The sequence below is a fragment of the Bradyrhizobium sp. 40 genome (assembly GCF_023100925.1).
Taxonomy (GTDB): Bacteria; Pseudomonadota; Alphaproteobacteria; order Rhizobiales; family Xanthobacteraceae; genus Bradyrhizobium.
Genome location: NZ_CP064688.1, coordinates 7,163,475 through 7,183,379 on the forward strand (window position 1 = coordinate 7,163,475; position 19,905 = coordinate 7,183,379).

Here is a 19,905-nt window from a genome sequence, read left to right on the forward strand (position 1 = left end):
GATGCCCCTGTCCCGCGTCACACTGCACGATCACGGCCGCAGGCGCCAGCGAACGACCCCGCGCCCCGACTCAAGCCGCCGCTGTCGAGTCGCGCACCGTCCGGACCACGACCGACCGGAGCTGTTCGAGATTGGCCGCCATGCCGGCGATCGCCTGTCTGACCTCCGCGGCGCGCTCGTTCACGGAGGCGGCGTCGCGGCTGACATCACCGATCTTGGCCGAGACCTCCTTGGCCGCGGAAGCCGATTCGGAGATCGACCGCGTGATCTCTCGCGTCGCCGCGTCCTGCTCTTCCATCGCGGCGGCAACCGAGGTGGCAACGCCGTCGATCTCGACGATGTGGCCTCCCATGGTTTCGACGGCATCGACTGCGGCCTGCGTCGAGGCCTGGATCTCGGCAATCAGCCGCGCGATCTCCTCGGTGGATTTGGCGGTCTGGTCGGAGAGGGATTTCACTTCGGCGGCGACCACCGCGAAGCCACGGCCGGCCTCCCCGGCGCGCGCCGCCTCGATGGTGGCGTTGAGTGCCAGCAGATTGGTCTGGCCGGCGATGCCGCCGATGAGGTCGGAGACCTCTGCGATCTTCTTCACCGATCCGGCCAGCGTCTGGATGGTCGAGCGCGCCTGTTCCCGACCGGCGACCGCCGATTTCGTCACCGTGCTGGTCCGCGCGACCTGGGTTGCGATCTCGCGGATCGAAGCACTGAGTTCTTCAGCTGCTGCCGAGACGGTCTGCGAGCTGCCGAGAGCCTGGTTGGAGGCGGCTGCGACCGCCTGCGATTGTGTCGAGAGCGACCTTGCGATCTCGGACAGACTGGAGGCGGCACGCTCCACACCTTGCGTCGCGGCGCTCGCGGTGTCGACCGAGCGGCCGGTCTCGCGCTCGACGGTTTCGGCCATCCGGTGCAGGGCGCCGCGCTTGGCGAGCGCCGCCTCCTGCGCCTTCTGCAACTGCTCCTCGCGCAGGCGGGAATTCTCGATCGCCGCCTGCTTGAACACCAGGAGTGCGCCCGCCATCGAGCCGACTTCGTCCTGCCGGTGCGCGAAAGGGATGTCGGCGGCGAGATCGCCGGTTGCGAGCTTTTGCATCGTGCTGGTCATGCGCACGATCGGGCGCATCACGCCGAGGGCGACGCCGAGCAGGCCCGCCGCAATGAAGGCGAGGACGGCGGTGGAGACGCCGAGGAGGATATAAAGCATGGAGCTGTCGCGGTCCGCGGCCAGCTTCTCCATGTCGGCATTCTGCTTGTTGGCGCTCTCGACGATGCTGTCGATGACGGCGCGGTGCGCGCTGTAGGCGTCCTTGAGCTGCGCGTAGGCGCGCTCGGAAGCGGCCGTGTCCTTGGCCTTGAGTGCGGGGAGGAGCTGGTCGGACAACAGCTTCCAGAACTTCTGCACCTTGGCGTCGGATTTCGACACCAGAGCCGTTTTCAGGTCGGCCGAGAGGCTGGAGGTGACCCAGAATGCCTTGCGCTCGTCGTAGTCCTTGCGGAGCTGGACCAGGCGTTCGCCATGGGCCGCCAGCTGGTCGGGCTCGCGCATGGCGAGCGTGGCCTCGAGATAGGCCTCGATCACATATTCCGGCGGCGGCAGGATGTCGGCGATGAGATCATTGCCGAGCTTGATGTCGGAATAGAGCGGGCCGCCGACCTTGAGCTCTTTCAAGGCGTAAAGGCTGGTGGAGACCACGGCGGTGAAACCGATCGCCAGAACGATGCCGAAAGCAATGATTGCGGAAGAAAGCGAAAGGCGAATTTTCATGGAACAATCCAATGGGCCGCGCTGAATCCCACGGACCCTAAAGGATTACGGTAAACACGGGATTGCATCGCGCGGAAATTGCATCGCACGAACTCCGGAAAAATACGGGAAACGGCGTCAGGTGAACGGTTTCGGGCAGCGAAATCAGGCCCGTCCTCCGCTGTCGTCCCGGATCGGCGCTCCGCCTGTCCGGGACGAGGCTGGGATCACACGTCGAAAAACACCGTCTCGTTGTCGCCCTGAAGCCGCAGGTCGAGCCGGTACACCGGCTTGCCGGCCTCGCGCACGGCCGTCAGCGTGGCGCGACGGTCGGCGGGCACCACCGCCAGCACGGGATCGGCGGCATTGCCGGCCTCGTCGCTGAAATAGATGCGGGTGTAGAGATGCCGCAGCATGCCGCGACCAAACACCGCAAGCAGGATATGCGGTGCCTGCGGCTTGCCGTCGGGATCGGGCACCGCACCCGGCTTGATGGTTTCAAAGGAATAATTGCCGTCCTTGTCCGTGCCGCAGCGGGCAAAGCCGCGGAAGCTCGCATTCGGCAGCGCGCGTTTGTCCTGCGGATCGGCAAAGCGCCCCTGCGCGTCGGCCTGCCAGATTTCCAGCATGACATCAGGCACAACGACGCCATCGCCGTCGAACACGCGGCCCTCGATCCGGACGCGATTGCCGGTGACGTCGGGCGTCAGGGTCGAGTTGGTGAACGCATCGTTCCAGGCATACTCGCCGGTCGGCGTCAGGCCGTATTTGAAGAACGGGCCGACGGTCTGCGACGGCGTGATCCCATTGTCCTGCACTTAATGGTTCTCCATAGGGGTGGCGTTCTTGCCGCGCAGCACAATGTCAAAGCGGTAGCACAGCGCCCATTCGGGCTGGGTGTTCTCGAGATCGAACGACGACACCATCCGCGCCCGCGCCCTTTCGTCCGGCACCGAATTGAAGATCGGATCGAACGGGAACAGCGGATCGGCCGGGAAGTACATCTGCGTCACGAGACGCGTGACGAAGGAATGGCCGAATACCGAGAGATGGATGTGTGCGGGACGCCAGGCGTTGTGATGGTTGCCCCAAGGATAGGCGCCAGGCTTGATCGTGACAAAGCGATAGTAACCGGCGGCGTCGCTCACGGTGCGGCCGGCGCCCGTAAAGTTCGGATCGAGCGGCGCCGGATGCTGGTCGCGGACGTGAACGTAACGGCCGCAGGAATTGGCCTGCCAGATCTCGACCAGCGAACTCGGCACGCCGCGGCCGTCCTCGTCGCGCACATGGCCGTGCACGATGATGCGTTCGCCGAGCGGCTCGCCGGTGTGTTGGGTGGTGAGGTCGTTGTCGCCCTTGCGCACGGTCTCGTGGCCGTAGACCGGGCCGGTCAGCTCCGACAGCGTATGGCGCATCGGGATCAAGGGCTTGTTCGGAGCGCGCTTGATCGAGCTCTTGTACTCGGGCGACAGCGGCAACGGATGCGCCGTGTTGCTGTCGACGGGATAGATGAATGTCATTGGCGAACTCCTCCCCCGGCCCTTTTCCGACCGGTCTACGCTTCCGCCAATCATTATAGGATATAACTAATTGGGGGAAGCGGCTTTGCGCCCTATTTGATCGGCGGACGCGGCAGGACGGCCTCGCCGGCTTCGAGCCGGTAGAGATGGTCGAGCGAATACCAGGGCGTCGCGACGTCGCGCTCGGTCGGATGTGGCGTGTCATGGCGCAGGAACTTGCCGACCAGTGCCTTCGTCACGCCGAACTGCACGTCGCTATCGATATGCGGATCGGCGGGGTCGTAGACCTGCGAGATCAGCACCTTGAATCCGGTCTTGAAGACCAACGCGTGCAGGTGCGCGGGACGATAGGGATGCCTGCTCTGCGCCTCCAGGAGGCGGCCGACCACGCCCTCGGTCGGAATGGGATAGCCGACCATCATCACGGAGCGGAAAGAGAAGGCTCCGTCCTGGTCGGTCGTAAACTTGCCGCGCAGGTTCATGTCGGCCTGCTCGGGGTCCTGATTTTCATACAGACCAACCGGCGACGCGTGCCAGACGTCGACCTCGGCGCCGGCGACGGGGCGACCGTCCCTGTCCACGACGCGGCCGTTGACGAACAGCGGCGCGCCCGGTGTCTCGGAGCGGACGATCGAACCGCCATTTTCCACCCGCGGCGAGTTCAACCGCCAGAACGGTCCGAGCAGCGACTGGTCGGTTTCCGTGTTGCCTTCATCGCCATTGTTCAGCAGGCACACCAGCGGCGAGACGCCGAGCGAGCCTGCCATCAGCACGACCTCATTATGCGTGTCGGTCGAGAGCTTGCCGAGTTCCGCGATCACAGCCGTGGCGTCGCGGAATTCCTTCTCTGTCAGGCGAACGTCGCGAACAAAACCGTGCAGATGCTTGACCAGGGAGACCATGATCTGGCGCAGCCGGGGATCGGACGTCTGCTCCATCACCGCCAATGCCGCGGCCGTGACGTCCTGCTCGCGCGCGATGATCATGGGATGCTCCCCTCACCTTGCGTCATGGCCGGGCTTGTCGCGGCCATCCACGACCTTCTTCTCGCGGCACCAAGAACGTGGATGCCCGGGACAAGCCCGGCCATGACGAGTCTGGGGCACCCGGCTCCGGGATGACGGAACGCTACCCGTCCCGTCAGTTCAGCTTCTCGATCGCGACGGCAACGCCCTGGCCGACGCCGACGCACATGGTGGCGAGCGCCAGCTTGCCGCCGCGCTTCTCCATGCCGTGCACGGCGGTGAGCGCAAGGCGCGCGCCGCTCATGCCGAGGGGATGACCGAGTGCGATCGCGCCGCCATGCGGATTGACGAAGTCGGCATCGTCGGCCACGCCGAGCTGGCGCATGCAGGCGATACCCTGCGAGGCAAAGGCTTCGTTGAGCTCGATCAGGTCGAAATCGCTGATCTTCTTCCCGAGACGCTCCATCAGCTTGCGGGTGGCCGGCACCGGGCCGATGCCCATGATGCGCGGCGGCACGCCGGCCGAGGCGAGGCCGAGGATGCGCGCGCGCGGCGTCAGGCCGTGCTTCTTCACGGCAGCCTCGGACGCCAGGATCATCGCGGCAGCGCCGTCATTGACGCCGGAGGCGTTGCCGGCGGTCACCGTGCCGGGATTGCGCACGATCGGCCTGAGCTTCGTCAGAGCTTCGAGCGTGGTCTCGGGGCGCGGGTGCTCGTCCTTGTCGACGGTCACAGGGCCGGCCTTGCCGCCGGGAATGGTGATCGGGGTGATTTCCTCCGCAAAATAGCCGGCCGCGATCGCGGCGCCCGCGCGCTGCTGCGAGCGGATCGCGAAGGCGTCCTGATCGGCGCGCGAGACCTGGAATTCCTCGGCGACGTTCTCGCCGGTCTCGGGCATCGCGTCGACGCCATACTGCGCCTTCAGCAGCGGATTGATAAAGCGCCAGCCGATCGTGGTGTCGAAGATCTCAGCCGAGCGCGAGAACGCTTCCTGCGCCTTGCCCATCACGAAGGGCGCGCGCGTCATGGATTCGACGCCGCCGGCAATCGCAAGCTCGATCTCGCCGGAACGGATGGCGCGGCCGGCGGCACCGACCGCATCGAGGCCGGAGGCACAGAGCCGGTTCAGGGTCTGGCCCGGAACCGAATCCGGCAGACCCGCAAGCAGCAGCGCCATGCGTGCCACGTTGCGGTTGTCCTCGCCGGCCTGGTTGGCGCAGCCGAAGAAGACCTCGTCAACCTGTGCCCAATCGAGATTGGGGTGCTTGGCCATCAGAGCCTTGATCGGGGCCGCCGCAAGGTCGTCGGCACGCACCTTGGCGAGCGAGCCGCCAAAACGGCCGATGGGGGTCCGCACGGCATCGCAGATAAAGACGTCACGCATCGTTGTTCTCCCTGAATGCCGCGATCCGGCCTAAATTCTTCAATGTCGACGGAGTTTTAGGAGGGCGCCCGCAGCAGGTCAATTGACCGATACGCCCGTGTTCCGAGGGGGCGCACGCGAGTTGCGCATGCCGCGGTGCGGACAACGTGGAAAACCTCCCCTCCGCGGGCAAAGCGATAGGAGCGCGGGGTGAAATTTTGTAGGTTGCGCCGCCCATGACGATGCAACAGCCGATCCCAGTGCCGCCCCCTGACGAAGCGGCCGCCCCGCAGGCGGAAGCCGCCGCGCGCGTCACGCCGATGATGGAACAGTACCTTGAAATCAAGGCGGCGCATCAGGGCCTCTTGCTGTTCTACCGGATGGGCGACTTTTACGAGCTGTTCTTCGAGGACGCAGAGATCGCCTCCAGGACACTCGGCATCGTGCTGACCAAGCGCGGCAAACATCAAGGCGCCGATATCCCGATGTGCGGCGTGCCGGTCGAGCGCTCCGAGGATTATCTGCACCGGCTGATCGCCGGCGGCCACCGGGTCGCAGTGTGCGAGCAGACCGAGGATCCCGCCGCCGCCAGGGCGCGCGGCAACAAGAGCGTCGTGCGCCGCGGCGTGGTGCGCCTGGTCACGCCGGGCACGCTGACCGAGGACACGCTGCTCGACGCGCGCGCCAACAATTACCTGCTGGCGCTCGCGCGCGCGCGCTCATCGGCGGGCGGTGACCGCTTTGGCCTCGCCTGGATCGACATCTCGACCGCCGAATTCATGGTGACGGAATGTTCGGGCGGCGAACTCGCCGCCACGCTCGCGCGCATCAATCCGAACGAGGTGATCGTCACCGACGCACTCTATAACGATAGCGAGCTCGGACAGACCCTGCGCGAGCTGCCGGCGGTGACGCCGCTGACCCGCGACGTCTTCGACGGCGCCACCGCCGAGAAGCGGCTGTGCGACTATTTTGCCGTCGCGACCATGGACGGACTGTCGCAGCTCACGCGGCTGGAAGCCACTGCTGCCGCCGCCGCCGTCACCTATGTTGACCGCACCCAGGTCGGCAAGCATCCGCCGCTTTCGCCGCCAGCGCGTGAAGCCTCGGGTGCGACCATGGCGATCGATCCCGCCACTCGCGCCAATCTCGAACTGACGCGGACGCTGGCCGGAGAACGCCGCGGCTCACTGCTCGATGCGATCGACTGCACGGTGACCTCGGCCGGTTCGCGCCTGCTGGCGCAGCGGCTTGCCGCGCCGCTGACCGATGCGGCGGCGATTGCGCGGCGGCTCGATGCCGTCGGCAGCTTCGTTGCCGACTCGGCCGCGCGTGAGGACATCCGCAGCATCCTGCGCGGCGCTCCGGACATGTCGCGGGCGCTGGCCCGTATATCCGTCGGCCGCGGCGGGCCGCGCGACCTCGCCGGCCTGCGCGACGGCATCATCGCCGCCGACCAGGTGCTGACGCGGCTTGACGAACTCGACCAGCCGCCGCAGGAGATCGCCGCGGTGACGGCGGCGCTGCAAAGACCGTCGCGCGAGCTCGCGGCGGAATTCGCCCGGGCGCTCGACGATCAACTGCCGCTGATCAAGCGCGACGGCGGGTTCGTTCGCCAGGGCTATGAGCCTGCGCTGGACGAAACGCGAAACCTGCGCGACGCCTCGCGCCTGGTGGTGGCCTCGATGCAGGCGCGCTACGCCGACGACACCGGTGTGAAGGGTCTCAAGATCCGGCACAACAACGTGCTCGGCTATTTCGTCGAAGTTACCGCGCAGCACGGCGACAAGCTGATGTCGGCGCTGAACGCGACTTTCATCCACCGCCAGACGCTGGCCGGCCAGGTCCGCTTCACCACCTCGGAACTGGGGCAGATCGAAGCCAAGATCGCCAATGCCGGCGACCGCGCACTCGGGCTCGAGCTCGAAATTTTCGAGCGGCTCTGCACCAAGGCGTTGGCAATCAGCGAGGAGCTGCGCGCCGCCGCCCACGCCTTTGCGCTGCTCGACGTCGCGACGTCGCTTGCCAAGCTGGCGATCGACGAGACCTATGTGCGGCCCGAGGTGGACTCGTCTCTCGGCTTTGCCATCGAGGCCGGCCGTCATCCGGTGGTCGAGCAGGCCTTGAAGCGCAATGGCGAGCCGTTCATCGCCAATGCCTGCGACCTCTCGCCGGGCCCTGCGCAAAAATCCGGCCAGCTCTGGCTGCTGACCGGTCCGAACATGGCCGGTAAGTCGACCTTCCTGCGCCAGAACGCGCTGATTGCGTTGCTTGCCCAGATCGGCAGCTTCGTGCCGGCGACACGCGCGCGGATCGGCATCATCGACCGCCTGTTCTCGCGTGTCGGCGCCGCCGACGATCTCGCCCGCGGCCGTTCCACCTTCATGGTCGAGATGGTCGAGACCGCCGCGATCCTCAACCAGGCCGGCGAGCGTGCGCTCGTGATCCTCGATGAAATCGGCCGCGGCACCGCGACTTTCGACGGCCTCTCGATCGCCTGGGCCGCGATCGAGCACCTGCACGAGAGCAATCGTTGCCGCACGCTGTTCGCGACGCATTACCACGAACTGACCGCCCTCTCCGCAAAACTGCCGCGGATGTTCAACGCGACCGTGCGGGTGAAGGAATGGCAGGGCAACGTCGTGTTCCTGCACGAGGTGTTGCCGGGTTCGGCCGATCGCTCTTACGGCATCCAGGTCGCCAAGCTCGCGGGCCTGCCGCCGGCCGTGATCACGCGCGCGAAATCGGTGCTGGCGAAGCTGGAAGCCCAGGATCGCGGTCAGACCGCGCGCGCGCTCGCCGACGATCTGCCGCTGTTCGCAGTGCCCTCGCGCGCCGCCGCAGAAGCCGCCCCACTGAGCGAGGCCGAACTGCTGATGGACGCGGTGAAGGCACTGCATCCGGACGAGATGTCGCCGCGCGAAGCGCTCGATGCGCTCTATGCGTTGAAGGCCAAGCTGCCGAAGCAGTGAGCGGTCCTTCCGCAATCGTGATTGCGAGCGGAGCGGAGCAATCCAGAATCTCTTCGCGGCGGCAGTCTGGATTGCTTCGTCGCTTCGCTCCTCGCAGTGACGAGCCTAGTGCGCCAATCGCTTCCTTCGCCCGTTCCACCACAGCGTCAGATTCCAAACGACGCAGGTCGCAAGCCCCATGCAGAGCCCGATCGCGGAGCCGAAATTGGCGGCGCCGACGTGCAACACCGCGATTGCCATGCCGAATCCGAGCAGACCCCAGGCGGAGTTGGCCAGCACCGCAGCAGTCGGAGGGCCGCCGATGCGCGGATGCAGGATCACCATGATGCTGGTGAACACGACCGGGTAGAGCGCGATGATGCCGCTGATGCGGGGGCCGACCGAACTCGATGTCGAGACGACGATGGCGACGAGCGTCGCCACCAGCAATGCCCGCATCGGCACGTCATACCAACGCCGCGTCACCAGCGGCATCTTCACGTGGCGATAGCCCGCGAGCAGCGGAATGCAGATGCCGAACGCGATCAGATTGGCGGCGAGCCCGGCGGTGAGCGACCAGTCGAACTGCTTGATGATCGATGCGAACACGATCCAGACCGCGACCGCGCTTCCGCAACTCACCAGAAGGCTGCGCCGCTGTGCCAGCACCACATAGGTAACGCACATGAAGATCGTCGCTGCATTGACCGGCAAGCTCGACAGTGCGCCCTGCGCGATGAAGGCGGCATCGTGGTCGAGCGCGAGGAAGACGTAGGATGGCCCGGCCGAAACCGGCAAGGTCGCGACCAGCGCGCCGATCACCGGCCCTGAGCGCTCGGTGATGATCGACGCCGTCACGACGAACGCCGCCGCGACCATCATGCGCAGAACGAGGATGAGGATGAAGTGGAGCTCGGGGGACATTTTTTTCTTTTGTCGTCCCGGGCTTCGCCGAGACGACACGAATTGTTGGGCGAGCGAGCGGCCTTCGCTCGCTACATCCGCTGCATCGACACCGAGACCTTCGGGCCGTTCTTGATGGTCTGATAGACCACGCAATAGCGCTCGGTGAGCTTGAGCAGCAGGTCGAGCTTGTCTTGCGGCGCATCAGTGTCGACGTCGAAGCGCAGGCGTATCTCGGCGAAGCCGACCGGCGTCTCCTTGTCGACGCCGAGCGTGCCGCGGAAATCGAGATCGCCCTCGGCGTAGACGTTGCCGGTCTTCAAGGGCACCTCGATGGCGGTCGCGACCGATTTCAGCGTGACGCCGGCGCAGGCGACCAGCGCCTCCAGCAGCATGTCGCCGGAGCAAAGCTCCAGGCCGGAGCCGCCGGTCGCGGGATGCAGGCCGGCCATTGCGATGGCGCGGCCGGTCTCGATCTTGCAGGCGATGCCCTCGCTGTCGGTCGAGCCCTTGGCCTTCAACGTGATCATCGCGGTCTTGGGGTCGGTCTTGTAGCGTTCCTTGATCGGGGCCTGCATCTGGCGCAGTGCTGCGGCGTCCATTTTGTCTCTCCCGGGAAAATCGTCTCTACGAAGTACCGGCTTGCGATGTACCGGCTCGGAGCGAAATTGTCACCACCACATGGCCTGACCGGGACCCTGGGTTGCGTCACGGTCGGGCACGCTGCGGTCGAGCGAACGGTCGAGTGACGTCAGCACACTCCGCTTGAAATTCTCGAACAGCGGCGAATTGCGGTCGCGCGGCCGGCCGAGATTGATCTCGATCTGGTCGAACAGCCGGCCCGGCCGCGGCCGCATCACCAGCACGCGGTCGGCCAGCACCACGGCCTCGTCGACGTCATGCGTGACGAGGATGAGCGTCGGCCGCGTGTCGGCCCAGAGATCGAGCAGATGATCCTGGAGGTCGCGGCGGGTGAAAGCGTCGAGCGCCGAGAACGGCTCGTCGAGCAAGAGCACCTCGGGCTGCGGCACCAGCGCGCGGGCGATCGCGACGCGCTGTGCCTGCCCGCCCGAGAGCTCGCGCGGCAACGCCTGCGCCTTTTCGGCCAGCCCGACACGCTCGAGCGCACGCGCCACCTTTTCACGCCGCTCGGTCGCGGGCCCATCGGCAAGACCGAAGCCGATATTATCGGCGACGCTGAGCCAGGGCAGCAGCCGCGGCTCCTGGAAGATGATGCCGATCTTGGCATGCGGCGCGGCGATCGCCTCGTTGTCGAGCGTCACCGCGCCCGAGCTTGCGCGGTCGAGGCCGGCGATGGCGCGCAGCAGCGTGGACTTGCCGCAGCCCGAGCCGCCGATGATGGCGACGATCTCGCCTTGCCTGATCTCGGCGGAAAAGCGCGCCAGCGCCTGCACGCCGTTGGGATAGGTCTTGCTGACCCGGTCGAGCGCCAGCATCGCCTTATGCTCCCACCGTACGCCCGAAGGCGTCCTGCCAGCGCAGGAAGGGCGCAGCCGCGATCTCGATCAGCCAATCCGTGAGCTTGCCGAGGATCGCAAAGATCACGATGGCGGCGAGGATCTGCGCGGGCTTGCCGAGCTGCTGGCCGTCGAGCAGGAGATAGCCGAGGCCTTCGGACGCGCCGATCAGCTCGGCCGCCACCACGAACATCCAGCCCAGACCAAGACCGACGCGCAAGGAAACGACATAGGCCGGCAGCACCGCAGGCAGCAGGATCCGCCGGATCATGGCAGGTCCAGAGAGACGGAAGGTGCGACCGACCTCGACGATCTTGCGATCGACGATGAGGATCGCGCCCATCACGCCGAGATAGACCGGGAAGAACACGCCGACCGCGATCAGCGCGATCTTCGAGGTCTCGAAGATGCCGAGCCAGAGAATGAACAGCGGCACCCAGGCCAGCGAGGGGATAGCGCGCAGCGCCTGCACGGTCGGATCGAGCAGCCTCCGCGCTAGCGACCAATAGCCGGATATGGCCCCGAGCAAGGTGCCCGCGACCACGCCGAACGCAAAGCCAAGACCAACGCGCCACAGTGTCGCGGCGATGTGACGGACCAACTCGCCGGAGCGGGCAAGATCAACGATGGTGGCGAACACGCGCGAGGGCGGCGGCACCAGCCGGCCATTGGACCAGCCGCGCCAGACCAGGAACTCCCAACCGAGCGCGAGGGTCAGCGGCAGCAACACACCCAGCAATGGACGCGCATAACGCGACAACCACGAAGGCGCGGCGGCGCTTTCGGCCGGTTCCGTGGTCTGTTGCAGGACTGGCGCCTCAGAGATCATGGCCGGTAGGAAGCGCGTCTCGTCAGGGAATGCAACACTACTCTTGCCGCGCCCTCCGCTGCTTTTCCCTTCTCCCCTTGTGGGAGAACGTGGCATAGGCGACCTTCAGCCGCCGTCCTTAAAAGAACGCCGACGCTTCGCGTCGGCTATGGCGCCGGATGAGGGGTTCTCTCGGCTCGCAATACCGATCGTGAGGAAAGATACCCCTCACCCGCCTCGCTTCGCGAGGCACCCTCCCCCACAAGGGGGGAGGGAAAGAGCACCTTAATTCGTCGGCAGCGGGACCTGGTCATCGATCAGAGCATCGAGCGTCGCCTTCACATCGACCTTGGCATCGACCACGCCGGCCTGTTGCAAGGCGAGGCCTGCGGCGAGGATCGACTCGCGCTGGGGCGCGCCGATGCGGCTGTGGGTCAGCTCGGTGCGCTCCTTGAGCTGCTTGTCGACGACAGGTTCCGGCAGCTTGGTCACGGCGATGAAGGTCTTCTTGAGCTCGTCGTAATTCGCCAGCGAGTATTTGCGCGCCTCTTCGTACACCGCGAGCACGCGGCGGGCGGCGTCCGGATAGTCTTTCAAAAACTGCTCGCGCACATTGAGGATGCCCCAAGTGTTGGCGTCGGCCTTGCGGTAGAACAGTTTCGCGCCCTCCTCGACCTCGGCCTGCGCCATCATCGGATCGAGCCCGGCCCACGCATCGACGTCGCCGCGGATCAGCGCGGTCTTGCCGTCGGCGTGCTGGAGCAGCACCGGCGTGATGTCCTTTTCGGTGAGACCTGCGCCAAGCAGCGCGCGCACCAGGAAGATGTGCGGATCGGTGCCGCGCGTTACCGCGACGCGCTTGCCCTTGAGGTCGACAACATTAGCGATCTTGGAATCCTTTGATGTCACCAACGCCGTCCATTCGGGCCGCGAATAGACGTAGATCGACTTGATCGGGTTGCCGTTGATACGGGCGACCAGCGCCGCCGAGCCCGCGGTCGAGCCGAAGTCGATCGAACCGGCGTTGAGGAATTCGAGCGCCTTGTTGGAGCCGGCCGACTGCACCCAGGTGACGGTGATGCCGTCCTTGGCGAACTCTTTTTCCAGGAGCGCCTTCTGCTTCAGGACCATCGACACCGGATTATAGGTCGCCCAGTCGATACGGATTTCCTTGAGCGGATCCGCCGCCCGCGCCACGGGGGACATTGCGAGAGCGACCGCTCCCGCCAACAGTATGCGTCGTGTAATCCTGATCATGCCCGGCCTCCTCAAAACTTCATTGTTTTTCAATGAGTTATGTCTAGAGGTCAACGAGAAAATCCATCCCTCGAAAGCGCGCCGGCTGAGAACAGCTTTGCCCAAAGCCGCACCTTTCCAGCATGGAACGACTATTGCGAGAAATGGCGGGTGACAGGGCCGGCCGCCTCTTATATCCGGTGAGACATGGACAGCGTTGCGACTGAGCAGAAGGCCGAGGTGGACGATCGCTTCGACACCGCGCGGATCACCGCCGCGGTCGATGCGCTTGCCGAGAAGCACCAGGGACGCGAGGACGCGTTCCGCACGGCCATGGCGCAACTGCTCAAGGCCGAGCTGATTGCGTCGCGCGCTGCGGCACAGACGATCCTGCTGAAGGACCGTCACGGCCGGCGCTGCGCCGAGCGGCTGTGCCACGTGCAGGACGAGATCATCCGCATCCTGTATTCGGCGGCAACTCGTCATCTCTACCGCTCGCCGATCCCGAGCGGTGCCGAGCGCATGGCAGTGGTGGCGACCGGCGGCTATGGCCGCGGCCTGATGGCTCCCGAGTCCGACATCGATCTGCTCTTCATCCTGCCCTACAAGCAGACCGCCTGGGGTGAGCAGGTCGCCGAGGCCATTCTCTATTGCCTCTGGGACATGGGGCTGAAGGTCGGTCACGCCACGCGCTCGGTCGACGAGTCGATCCGGCAGGCGCGCGGCGACATGACCATCCGCACCGCGATCCTGGAGACGCGCTTCCTTACCGGCGACCGGCCGCTTTATGACGAGCTGGTCGCCCGCTTCGACAAGGAAGTCGTGCAAGGCACCGCGTCCGAGTTCGTCACCGCAAAGCTCGCCGAGCGTGAGGAGCGGCATCGCCGCGGCGGCCAATCGCGATATCTGGTCGAACCCAACGTCAAGGACGGCAAGGGTGCCCTGCGCGACCTGCACACGCTGTTCTGGATCGCGAAATACGTCTACCGCGTGAGCGACACCGACGAGTTGGTCGACCGCGGCGTGTTCGACGCGCAGGAATACCGCACCTTCCGCCGCTGCGCCGACTTCCTCTGGTCGGTGCGCTGCAATCTTCACTTTTACTCCGGTCGCCCTGAAGAGCGCCTCTCCTTCGACCTCCAGCGCGAGATCGCGGTCCGGCTCGGCTACACCTCGCATCCCGGCATGCAGGACGTCGAACGCTTCATGAAGCACTACTTCCTGGTCGCCAAGGAAGTCGGCAATCTCACCGCCATCCTCTGCGCCAAGCTCGAGGACCAGCAGGCCAAGCCCGCGCCGGTGCTGAGCCGGATGATGGCGCGGCTTCGCCCCACCGCGGTGAAGCGGCGGGTGCCCGACAGCGACGACTTCATCGTCGACAACAACCGCATCAACGTCGCCGCGCCCGACGTGTTCAAGCACGATCCGGTCAATTTGATCCGCATCTTCCGCCTGGCGCAGAAGAACAATCTCGCCTTCCACCCGGACGCGATGCGCGACGTGACGCGCTCGCTCGGCCTGATCAACGCGCAGATGCGCGAGAATCCCGAAGCCAACCGGCTGTTCATGGAGATCCTGACATCCGACAACGCGGAAATCGTGCTGCGGCGGATGAACGAGACCGGCGTGCTCGGCCATTTCATCCGCGCCTTCGGCAAGATCGTCTCGATGATGCAGTTCAACATGTATCATCACTACACCGTCGACGAGCATTTGATCCGCTGCGTCGGCTTCCTCCAGGACATCGAACGCGGCGGCATCGAGGAATTCGCGGTGGCAAGCGACCTGATGCGCAAGATCCGGCCGGAGCATCGCTCCGTGATCTACATCGCGACGCTGCTGCACGACGTCGCCAAGGGTCGGCCCGAGGACCACTCGATCGCCGGCGCCAAGGTGGCGCGACGGCTTTGCCCACGGCTCGGCTTCAGTCCGGCCGACACCGAACTCGTGGCCTGGCTGATCGAGGAGCATCTGACGATGTCCACGGTCGCGCAGTCGCGCGATCTCTCCGACCGCAAGACCATCGAGAATTTCGCCGCCGTGGTGCAGTCGGTCGAGCAGATGAAGCTCTTGACGATCCTGACCACCGCCGACATCCGCGGCGTCGGTCCAGGCGTCTGGAATGGCTGGAAGGCGCAGCTTTTGCGCTCGCTGTACTACGAGACGGAGCCGGTTCTGACGGGCGGCTTCTCGGAGGTTGACCGCGGCAAGCGCCTCACGGCCGCATACGCCGAATTCCGTAACGCCTTCGCGGAATGGCCGGCGGAGGAGCTCGACGCCTATATCGGCCGGCACTATCCGGCCTATTGGCTCAAGGTCGAGCTGCCGCGCAAGATCCGGCACGCGCGCTTCGTCCGTGCCAGCGAGCAGGCCGGCCACAAGCTCGCGATCAATGTCGGCTTCGACGAGGTGCGCGGCGTCACCGAGCTGACCATCTTCGCCGCCGACCATCCCTGGCTGCTGTCGATCATCGCGGGTGCCTGCGCCTCGGCCGGCGCCAACATCGTCGACGCCCAGATCTACACCACGACCGATGGCCGCGCGCTCGACACGATCTCGATCTCCAGGGAATACGACCGTGACGAGGACGAGGGACGGCGCGCGACGCGCATCGGCGAGATGATCGAGGACGTGCTGGAAGGCAAGCTGCGTCTGCCCGAGGTGGTGGCGCGGCGCACCGTGCGCGGCAAGGCGCGGCCGTTCGTGATCGAGCCGGAAGTGACCATCAACAACCAATGGTCCGACCGCTACACAGTGATCGAAATGTCCGGCCTCGACCGGCCCGGCCTGCTCTACGAGCTGACCACCGCGATCTCGAAGCTCAACCTCAACATCGCCTCAGCCCATGTCGCGACCTTCGGCGAGCGCGCCCGCGACGTGTTCTACGTCACCGATCTCCTGGGCGCACAGATCAGCGCGCCGACACGCCAGGCCGCGATCAAGAGCGCGCTGACCCACGTGATGGCCGGCGACAAGGCGGTTCAGCCGGCGGCGTGACTTTCTGGTCATTTCGGGCTGAATCATCATCATCGCGCCGGACGTCGAAAGTCGGCCAGGGCTCGCCCGGGTCCACATCCGAAGCTTCAGGCACAGCGCCACCGATTGCTCAACACATTCTTAGGCGGGCGACCGCCACGCCTTCATGCCGCAGCAGCCAGCGCTTGCGCTCGAGGCCGCCGCCGTACTTCACCAGAGAACCATCGGCGCCGATCAGACGGTGGCACGGCAGCACCACGCTGATCGGATTGGAGCCGTTGGCATGGCCGACGGCGCGAATGGCCTTGGGCATGTCGATCCTGGCGGCGAGCGCGCCGTAACTCATCGTGGTGCCGGCAGGAATTTGCGCCAACGCATTCCAGACCTTCTGCTGGAACGGCGTGCCGGCGATGCGCCAGGCGATGCCTGAGAGCTGGCCGAGATCGCCGTCGAAATAATCCGACAGCGCAGTCCGCATGGCTGCGGGCGCGGGCTGGTCACGCAACTCCACCACACCGTAATGCAGGCGCAAGAGCTCGCGCATGCGGTGCTCGTAATCCGCCCAGTCGAGCGCGCGCAAGGTGCCCGCAGCGTCGGTGACCAGCAGCGCAATCCCGATCGGGGTCGCCAGCCGATCGAGGCCGAAGCTTGCAGGTGATTTGGTCGGTCGCGCGGGCATTGCGGCACCATGGCATCGAAACACGCCATCGCAATTGCCACGCCGGCCGTGCTAGCGTCCACCCGAAAGCTGACGCTGGGGGAGCTCAACTTGGTCTGGATCGCGAATATCCTGGTGGCGCTGGTCGCCGCACTGCACGCTTACTTTCTGATCCTGGAGATGTTTCTCTGGGACAAGCCGCAGGGCTTGAAGGTTTTCCGCAACACGCCGGAGAAGGCAGCGACCACAAAGGTGCTGGCGGCCAACCAGGGGCTCTATAACGGCTTTCTGTCCGCCGGCCTGGTCTGGGGGCTGGTGCACGGCAATCCGGCCTTCGCGTTCCAGATCAAGGCATTCTTCCTGCTCTGTGTGATCGTGGCCGGCGCTTATGGCGCAGCGACCGTCAGCACGCGCATCCTGATGGTGCAGGCGCTGCCGGCGGCGCTCGCGCTGTTAGCGCTGTTCCTGGCCTGAGACGCCATAGCGCGGCGCCGCGATCCTTGCGCGTCGCCTGCCGTTCCTCCACAATCTCCGACAGCGATGGCGACCGTTGGCAATCAACGGGACAAGACCGTCGGTCGGAAATTCCGTCAGGAGGAACAACCCCACATGAGCAATCGCAGAGCCTTCATCACTGCCACGGCGGCGCTCGCCTTCGCGTTCTCCGCCAACCAAGCTCTCGCCCAGAAGAAATACGACACCGGCGCGAGCGACACCGAGATCAAGATCGGCCAGACCGTGCCGTTCTCCGGCGCCTATTCCGTCTACGCCAATATCGGCAAGACCCAGGCCGCCTATTTCAAGATGATCAACGATCAGGGCGGCATCAACGGCCGCAAGATCAATCTGATCCAGTATGACGATGCCTATTCGCCGCCGAAGACGGTCGAGCAGGTGCGCAAGCTCGTCGAAGGCGACGAGGTGCTCTTCACCTTCCAGATCATCGGCACGGCCGCGAACGCCGCCGTGCAAAAGTATCTCAATGGCAAGAAGATCCCGCAACTGCTGGCCTCGACCGGCGCCGCGCGCTTCAACGATCCGCAGAACTATCCATGGACCATCGCCTACAATCCCAACTACGTGTCCGAGGGGCGCATCTACGCCAAGTACATCCTCAAAGAGCATCCGAACGCCAAGATCGGCGTGCTCTATCAGAACGACGACATGGGCCGAGACTATCTCGCCGGCCTCAAGAGCGGTCTCGGTGACAAGGCCGCCGGCATGATTGTCGGCGAAGTCTCCTACGAGGTCACCGATCCCACGGTGGACTCGCAGGTGGTCAAGCTGAAGTCGTTGGGCGCCGATCTTTTCTATGATGCCTCGACACCCAAGTTCGCGGCGCAGGCGATCAAGAAGGTCGCCGAGCTCGGCTGGACGCCGGTGCACATTCTCGACATCAACGCGAGCCCGATCTCGGCGACGCTGAAGCCGGCCGGCCTCGAGATCTCCAAGGGCATCATATCGACCCAATACGGCAAGGAGCCCGGCGATCCGCAGTGGAAGGACGATCCGGGCGTGAAAGCGTTCTTCGCCTTCATGGACAAGTATTTCCCCGAAGGCGACAAGCTCAACACCGTCAACACCTATGCTTATTCCGTCGCCGAATTGCTGACGCAAGTTCTGAAACAGTGCGGCGACGACCTGTCGCGTGAGAACGTGATGAAGCAGGTCGCCAATATCAAGGACTTCACCCCGAGCTTCGCGCTGCCCGGCATCAAGATCAACACCGGGCCGAACGACTACCGCGTCAACAAGCAGATGCAGATGATGAAGTTCAACGGCGAACGCTGGGAGCTGTTCGGCCCGATCATGGAGGATGCGGGTCCAGCGGGTTAGTCTCTCGGAGATTTCATAGGTGGGCTACGCCCGGCGGACTGCACTTCGCGCATCCGCCGGGGCTGGGCCCACCTTAACGAACTTGCTGAGACGTTGCGTATCCTACGAACTGCGGGTGCACGCCCACCTTGCGTTGCAGCAATGCCTCATTCACACTCGACCTCAGCGGTGACGCCCCGTGCGCATGAGCGCACCCGATTGATCACCGGCAATAAACAATGAGGAAATGCGAATGAGGAATGGAATTCTGCATCTGGCCACTGCAACGGCGCTGACCCTGGCGCTGTCGGTCTCGGCGGCCAATGCCCAGAAGAAATATGATCCGGGTGCCAGCGATACCGAGATCAAAGTCGGCCAGACGATGCCGTTTTCTGGACCGGCGTCGGCCTATTCGTCGATCGGCAAGACCCAGGCCGCCTATTTCAAGATGATCAACGACCAGGGCGGCGTCAACGGCCGCAAGATCAATCTGATCCAGTATGACGACGCCTACTCGCCGCCGAAAGCCGTGGAGCAGATTCGCAAGCTGGTCGAAAGCGACGAGGTTCTGCTGACCTTCCAGATCATTGGCACGCCGGTGAACGCAGCCGTGCAGAAATATCTCAATTCGAAGAAGGTGCCGCAACTGTTCGCGGCGACCGGAGCCTCGAGGTTCACGGATCCGAAGAACTTTCCGTGGACGATGGGCTTCAACCCCAACTACTTCGTCGAAGGCCGCATCTACGGACAGTACATCCTGAAGGAGCATCCGAACGCCAAGATCGGCGTGCTCTATCAGAACGACGACCTCGGCAAGGACTATCTGAACGGCATCAAGGCCGGCCTCGGCGACAAGGCTGCCAAGATGATCGTGACTGAAGCTTCCTACGAAGTCTCCGATCCGACTGTCGATTCGCAGATCCTCAAGATCAAGGACGCCGGCGCCGATTTGTTCTTCAGCGCCACCACGCCGAAGCAGGCGGCGCAGGCGATCAAGAAGATCGCCGAGATGGGTTGGCATCCGGTGCAGATCGTCGACATCAACGCCACCTCGGTCGGCGCGGTGCTGAAGCCGGCCGGCCTCGACGCCGCCAAGGGCCTGATTAGCGTCAATTACGGCAAGGAACCGCTCGATCCGACCTGGAAGGACGATGCCGGCCTTAAGAGGTATTTCGACTTCATGGCCAAGTATTATCCGGATGGCGACAAGGATTCGAACTTCAACACCTACGGCTACAGCACGGCGCAGCTGCTGGTCCATGTGCTGAAGCAGTGCGGCGACGACCTCACGCGCGAGAACGTGATGAAGCAGGCCGCGTCGCTGAAGGACGTGACCAGCGACACCGCGTTGCCCGGCATCAAGGCCAACACCTCACCGACCGACTACCGGGTCAACAAGCAGCTTCAGATGATGAAGTTCAACGGCGAACGCTGGGAGCTGTTCGGCCCGATCATTGAGGATGCGAGTCCGGCGGGTTAGTTCTCGTAAGC

Annotated in this window: 16 protein-coding genes; 5 read left to right on the forward strand and 11 right to left on the reverse strand. The window is 64.8% G+C overall.

What is annotated here, in order from left to right; translation table 11 throughout:
- Positions 1 to 70 precede the first annotated feature (70 nt).
- The 5 genes from IVB40_RS34270 to pcaF all read right to left on the reverse strand — a co-directional run bounded on the left by IVB40_RS34270 (position 71) and on the right by pcaF (position 5,610).
- Complete coding sequence (locus tag IVB40_RS34270) at positions 71 to 1,762, reverse strand: methyl-accepting chemotaxis protein (protein ID WP_247817643.1); 1,692 nt, start codon at positions 1,760 to 1,762, stop codon at positions 71 to 73.
- A 206-nt stretch (positions 1,763 to 1,968) separates the two neighbouring features.
- Positions 1,969 to 2,559, reverse strand: a complete 591-nt coding sequence (gene pcaG / locus IVB40_RS34275) for a protocatechuate 3,4-dioxygenase subunit alpha (RefSeq protein ID WP_247817644.1) — start codon at positions 2,557 to 2,559, stop codon at positions 1,969 to 1,971.
- On the reverse strand, positions 2,560 to 3,261 hold the full coding sequence (pcaH, locus tag IVB40_RS34280; RefSeq protein WP_247817645.1) for a protocatechuate 3,4-dioxygenase subunit beta: 702 nt from the start codon (positions 3,259 to 3,261) through the stop codon (positions 2,560 to 2,562).
- Between the two features lie 92 nt (positions 3,262 to 3,353).
- Positions 3,354 to 4,247 (reverse strand): dioxygenase, encoded by an 894-nt coding sequence (locus IVB40_RS34285; RefSeq protein WP_247817646.1) that lies wholly within the window; start codon positions 4,245 to 4,247, stop codon positions 3,354 to 3,356.
- Between the two features lie 154 nt (positions 4,248 to 4,401).
- Positions 4,402 to 5,610: a 3-oxoadipyl-CoA thiolase gene (gene pcaF, locus IVB40_RS34290; RefSeq protein WP_027566040.1), complete on the reverse strand. Its 1,209-nt coding sequence runs from the start codon at positions 5,608 to 5,610 to the stop codon at positions 4,402 to 4,404.
- Between the two features lie 215 nt (positions 5,611 to 5,825).
- Between pcaF and mutS the strand changes: the two genes are divergently transcribed.
- Positions 5,826 to 8,561 (forward strand): DNA mismatch repair protein MutS, encoded by a 2,736-nt coding sequence (mutS, locus tag IVB40_RS34295; RefSeq protein ID WP_247817647.1) that lies wholly within the window; start codon positions 5,826 to 5,828, stop codon positions 8,559 to 8,561.
- Positions 8,562 to 8,666: 105 nt separating this feature from the next.
- Here mutS and IVB40_RS34300 read toward each other — a convergent pair whose 3' ends face one another.
- The 5 genes from IVB40_RS34300 to IVB40_RS34320 all read right to left on the reverse strand — a co-directional run bounded on the left by IVB40_RS34300 (position 8,667) and on the right by IVB40_RS34320 (position 12,986).
- Positions 8,667 to 9,464: a hypothetical protein gene (locus tag IVB40_RS34300; RefSeq protein WP_247285194.1), complete on the reverse strand. Its 798-nt coding sequence runs from the start codon at positions 9,462 to 9,464 to the stop codon at positions 8,667 to 8,669.
- Between the two features lie 71 nt (positions 9,465 to 9,535).
- Entirely contained in the window at positions 9,536 to 10,045 is a 510-nt protein-coding gene (locus IVB40_RS34305) for an OsmC family protein (protein WP_247817648.1), read from the reverse strand.
- Positions 10,046 to 10,114: 69 nt separating this feature from the next.
- Entirely contained in the window at positions 10,115 to 10,900 is a 786-nt protein-coding gene (locus IVB40_RS34310) for an ABC transporter ATP-binding protein (protein ID WP_247817649.1), read from the reverse strand.
- A 4-nt stretch (positions 10,901 to 10,904) separates the two neighbouring features.
- Positions 10,905 to 11,750 (reverse strand): ABC transporter permease, encoded by an 846-nt coding sequence (locus IVB40_RS34315; RefSeq protein ID WP_247404779.1) that lies wholly within the window; start codon positions 11,748 to 11,750, stop codon positions 10,905 to 10,907.
- Between the two features lie 264 nt (positions 11,751 to 12,014).
- The gene (locus IVB40_RS34320; RefSeq protein ID WP_247285191.1) at positions 12,015 to 12,986 is read right to left on the reverse strand and encodes an aliphatic sulfonate ABC transporter substrate-binding protein; all 972 of its coding nucleotides are present in this window, start codon (positions 12,984 to 12,986) and stop codon (positions 12,015 to 12,017) included.
- 186 nt (positions 12,987 to 13,172) lie between these two features.
- Between IVB40_RS34320 and IVB40_RS34325 the strand changes: the two genes are divergently transcribed.
- Positions 13,173 to 15,962 carry a [protein-PII] uridylyltransferase gene (locus tag IVB40_RS34325; RefSeq protein ID WP_247285190.1) on the forward strand — a complete coding sequence of 930 codons (2,790 nt, stop codon included), beginning with the start codon at positions 13,173 to 13,175 and terminating at the stop codon, positions 15,960 to 15,962.
- Positions 15,963 to 16,071: 109 nt separating this feature from the next.
- Here IVB40_RS34325 and IVB40_RS34330 read toward each other — a convergent pair whose 3' ends face one another.
- Positions 16,072 to 16,620 carry a methylated-DNA--[protein]-cysteine S-methyltransferase gene (locus IVB40_RS34330; RefSeq protein ID WP_247285189.1) on the reverse strand — a complete coding sequence of 183 codons (549 nt, stop codon included), beginning with the start codon at positions 16,618 to 16,620 and terminating at the stop codon, positions 16,072 to 16,074.
- Positions 16,621 to 16,629: 9 nt separating this feature from the next.
- Here IVB40_RS34330 and IVB40_RS34335 point away from each other — a divergent pair, with 9 nt between their 5' ends.
- The 3 genes from IVB40_RS34335 to IVB40_RS34345 all read left to right on the forward strand — a co-directional run bounded on the left by IVB40_RS34335 (position 16,630) and on the right by IVB40_RS34345 (position 19,894).
- Complete coding sequence (locus IVB40_RS34335) at positions 16,630 to 17,073, forward strand: DUF1304 domain-containing protein (RefSeq protein WP_247817650.1); 444 nt, start codon at positions 16,630 to 16,632, stop codon at positions 17,071 to 17,073.
- A gap of 135 nt (positions 17,074 to 17,208) precedes the next feature.
- A complete protein-coding gene (locus IVB40_RS34340) occupies positions 17,209 to 18,435 on the forward strand; it encodes an ABC transporter substrate-binding protein (protein ID WP_247817651.1) in 1,227 nt (408 codons plus the stop codon).
- A gap of 232 nt (positions 18,436 to 18,667) precedes the next feature.
- Positions 18,668 to 19,894, forward strand: a complete 1,227-nt coding sequence (locus IVB40_RS34345; protein WP_007615994.1) for an ABC transporter substrate-binding protein — start codon at positions 18,668 to 18,670, stop codon at positions 19,892 to 19,894.
- Positions 19,895 to 19,905 lie beyond the last annotated feature (11 nt).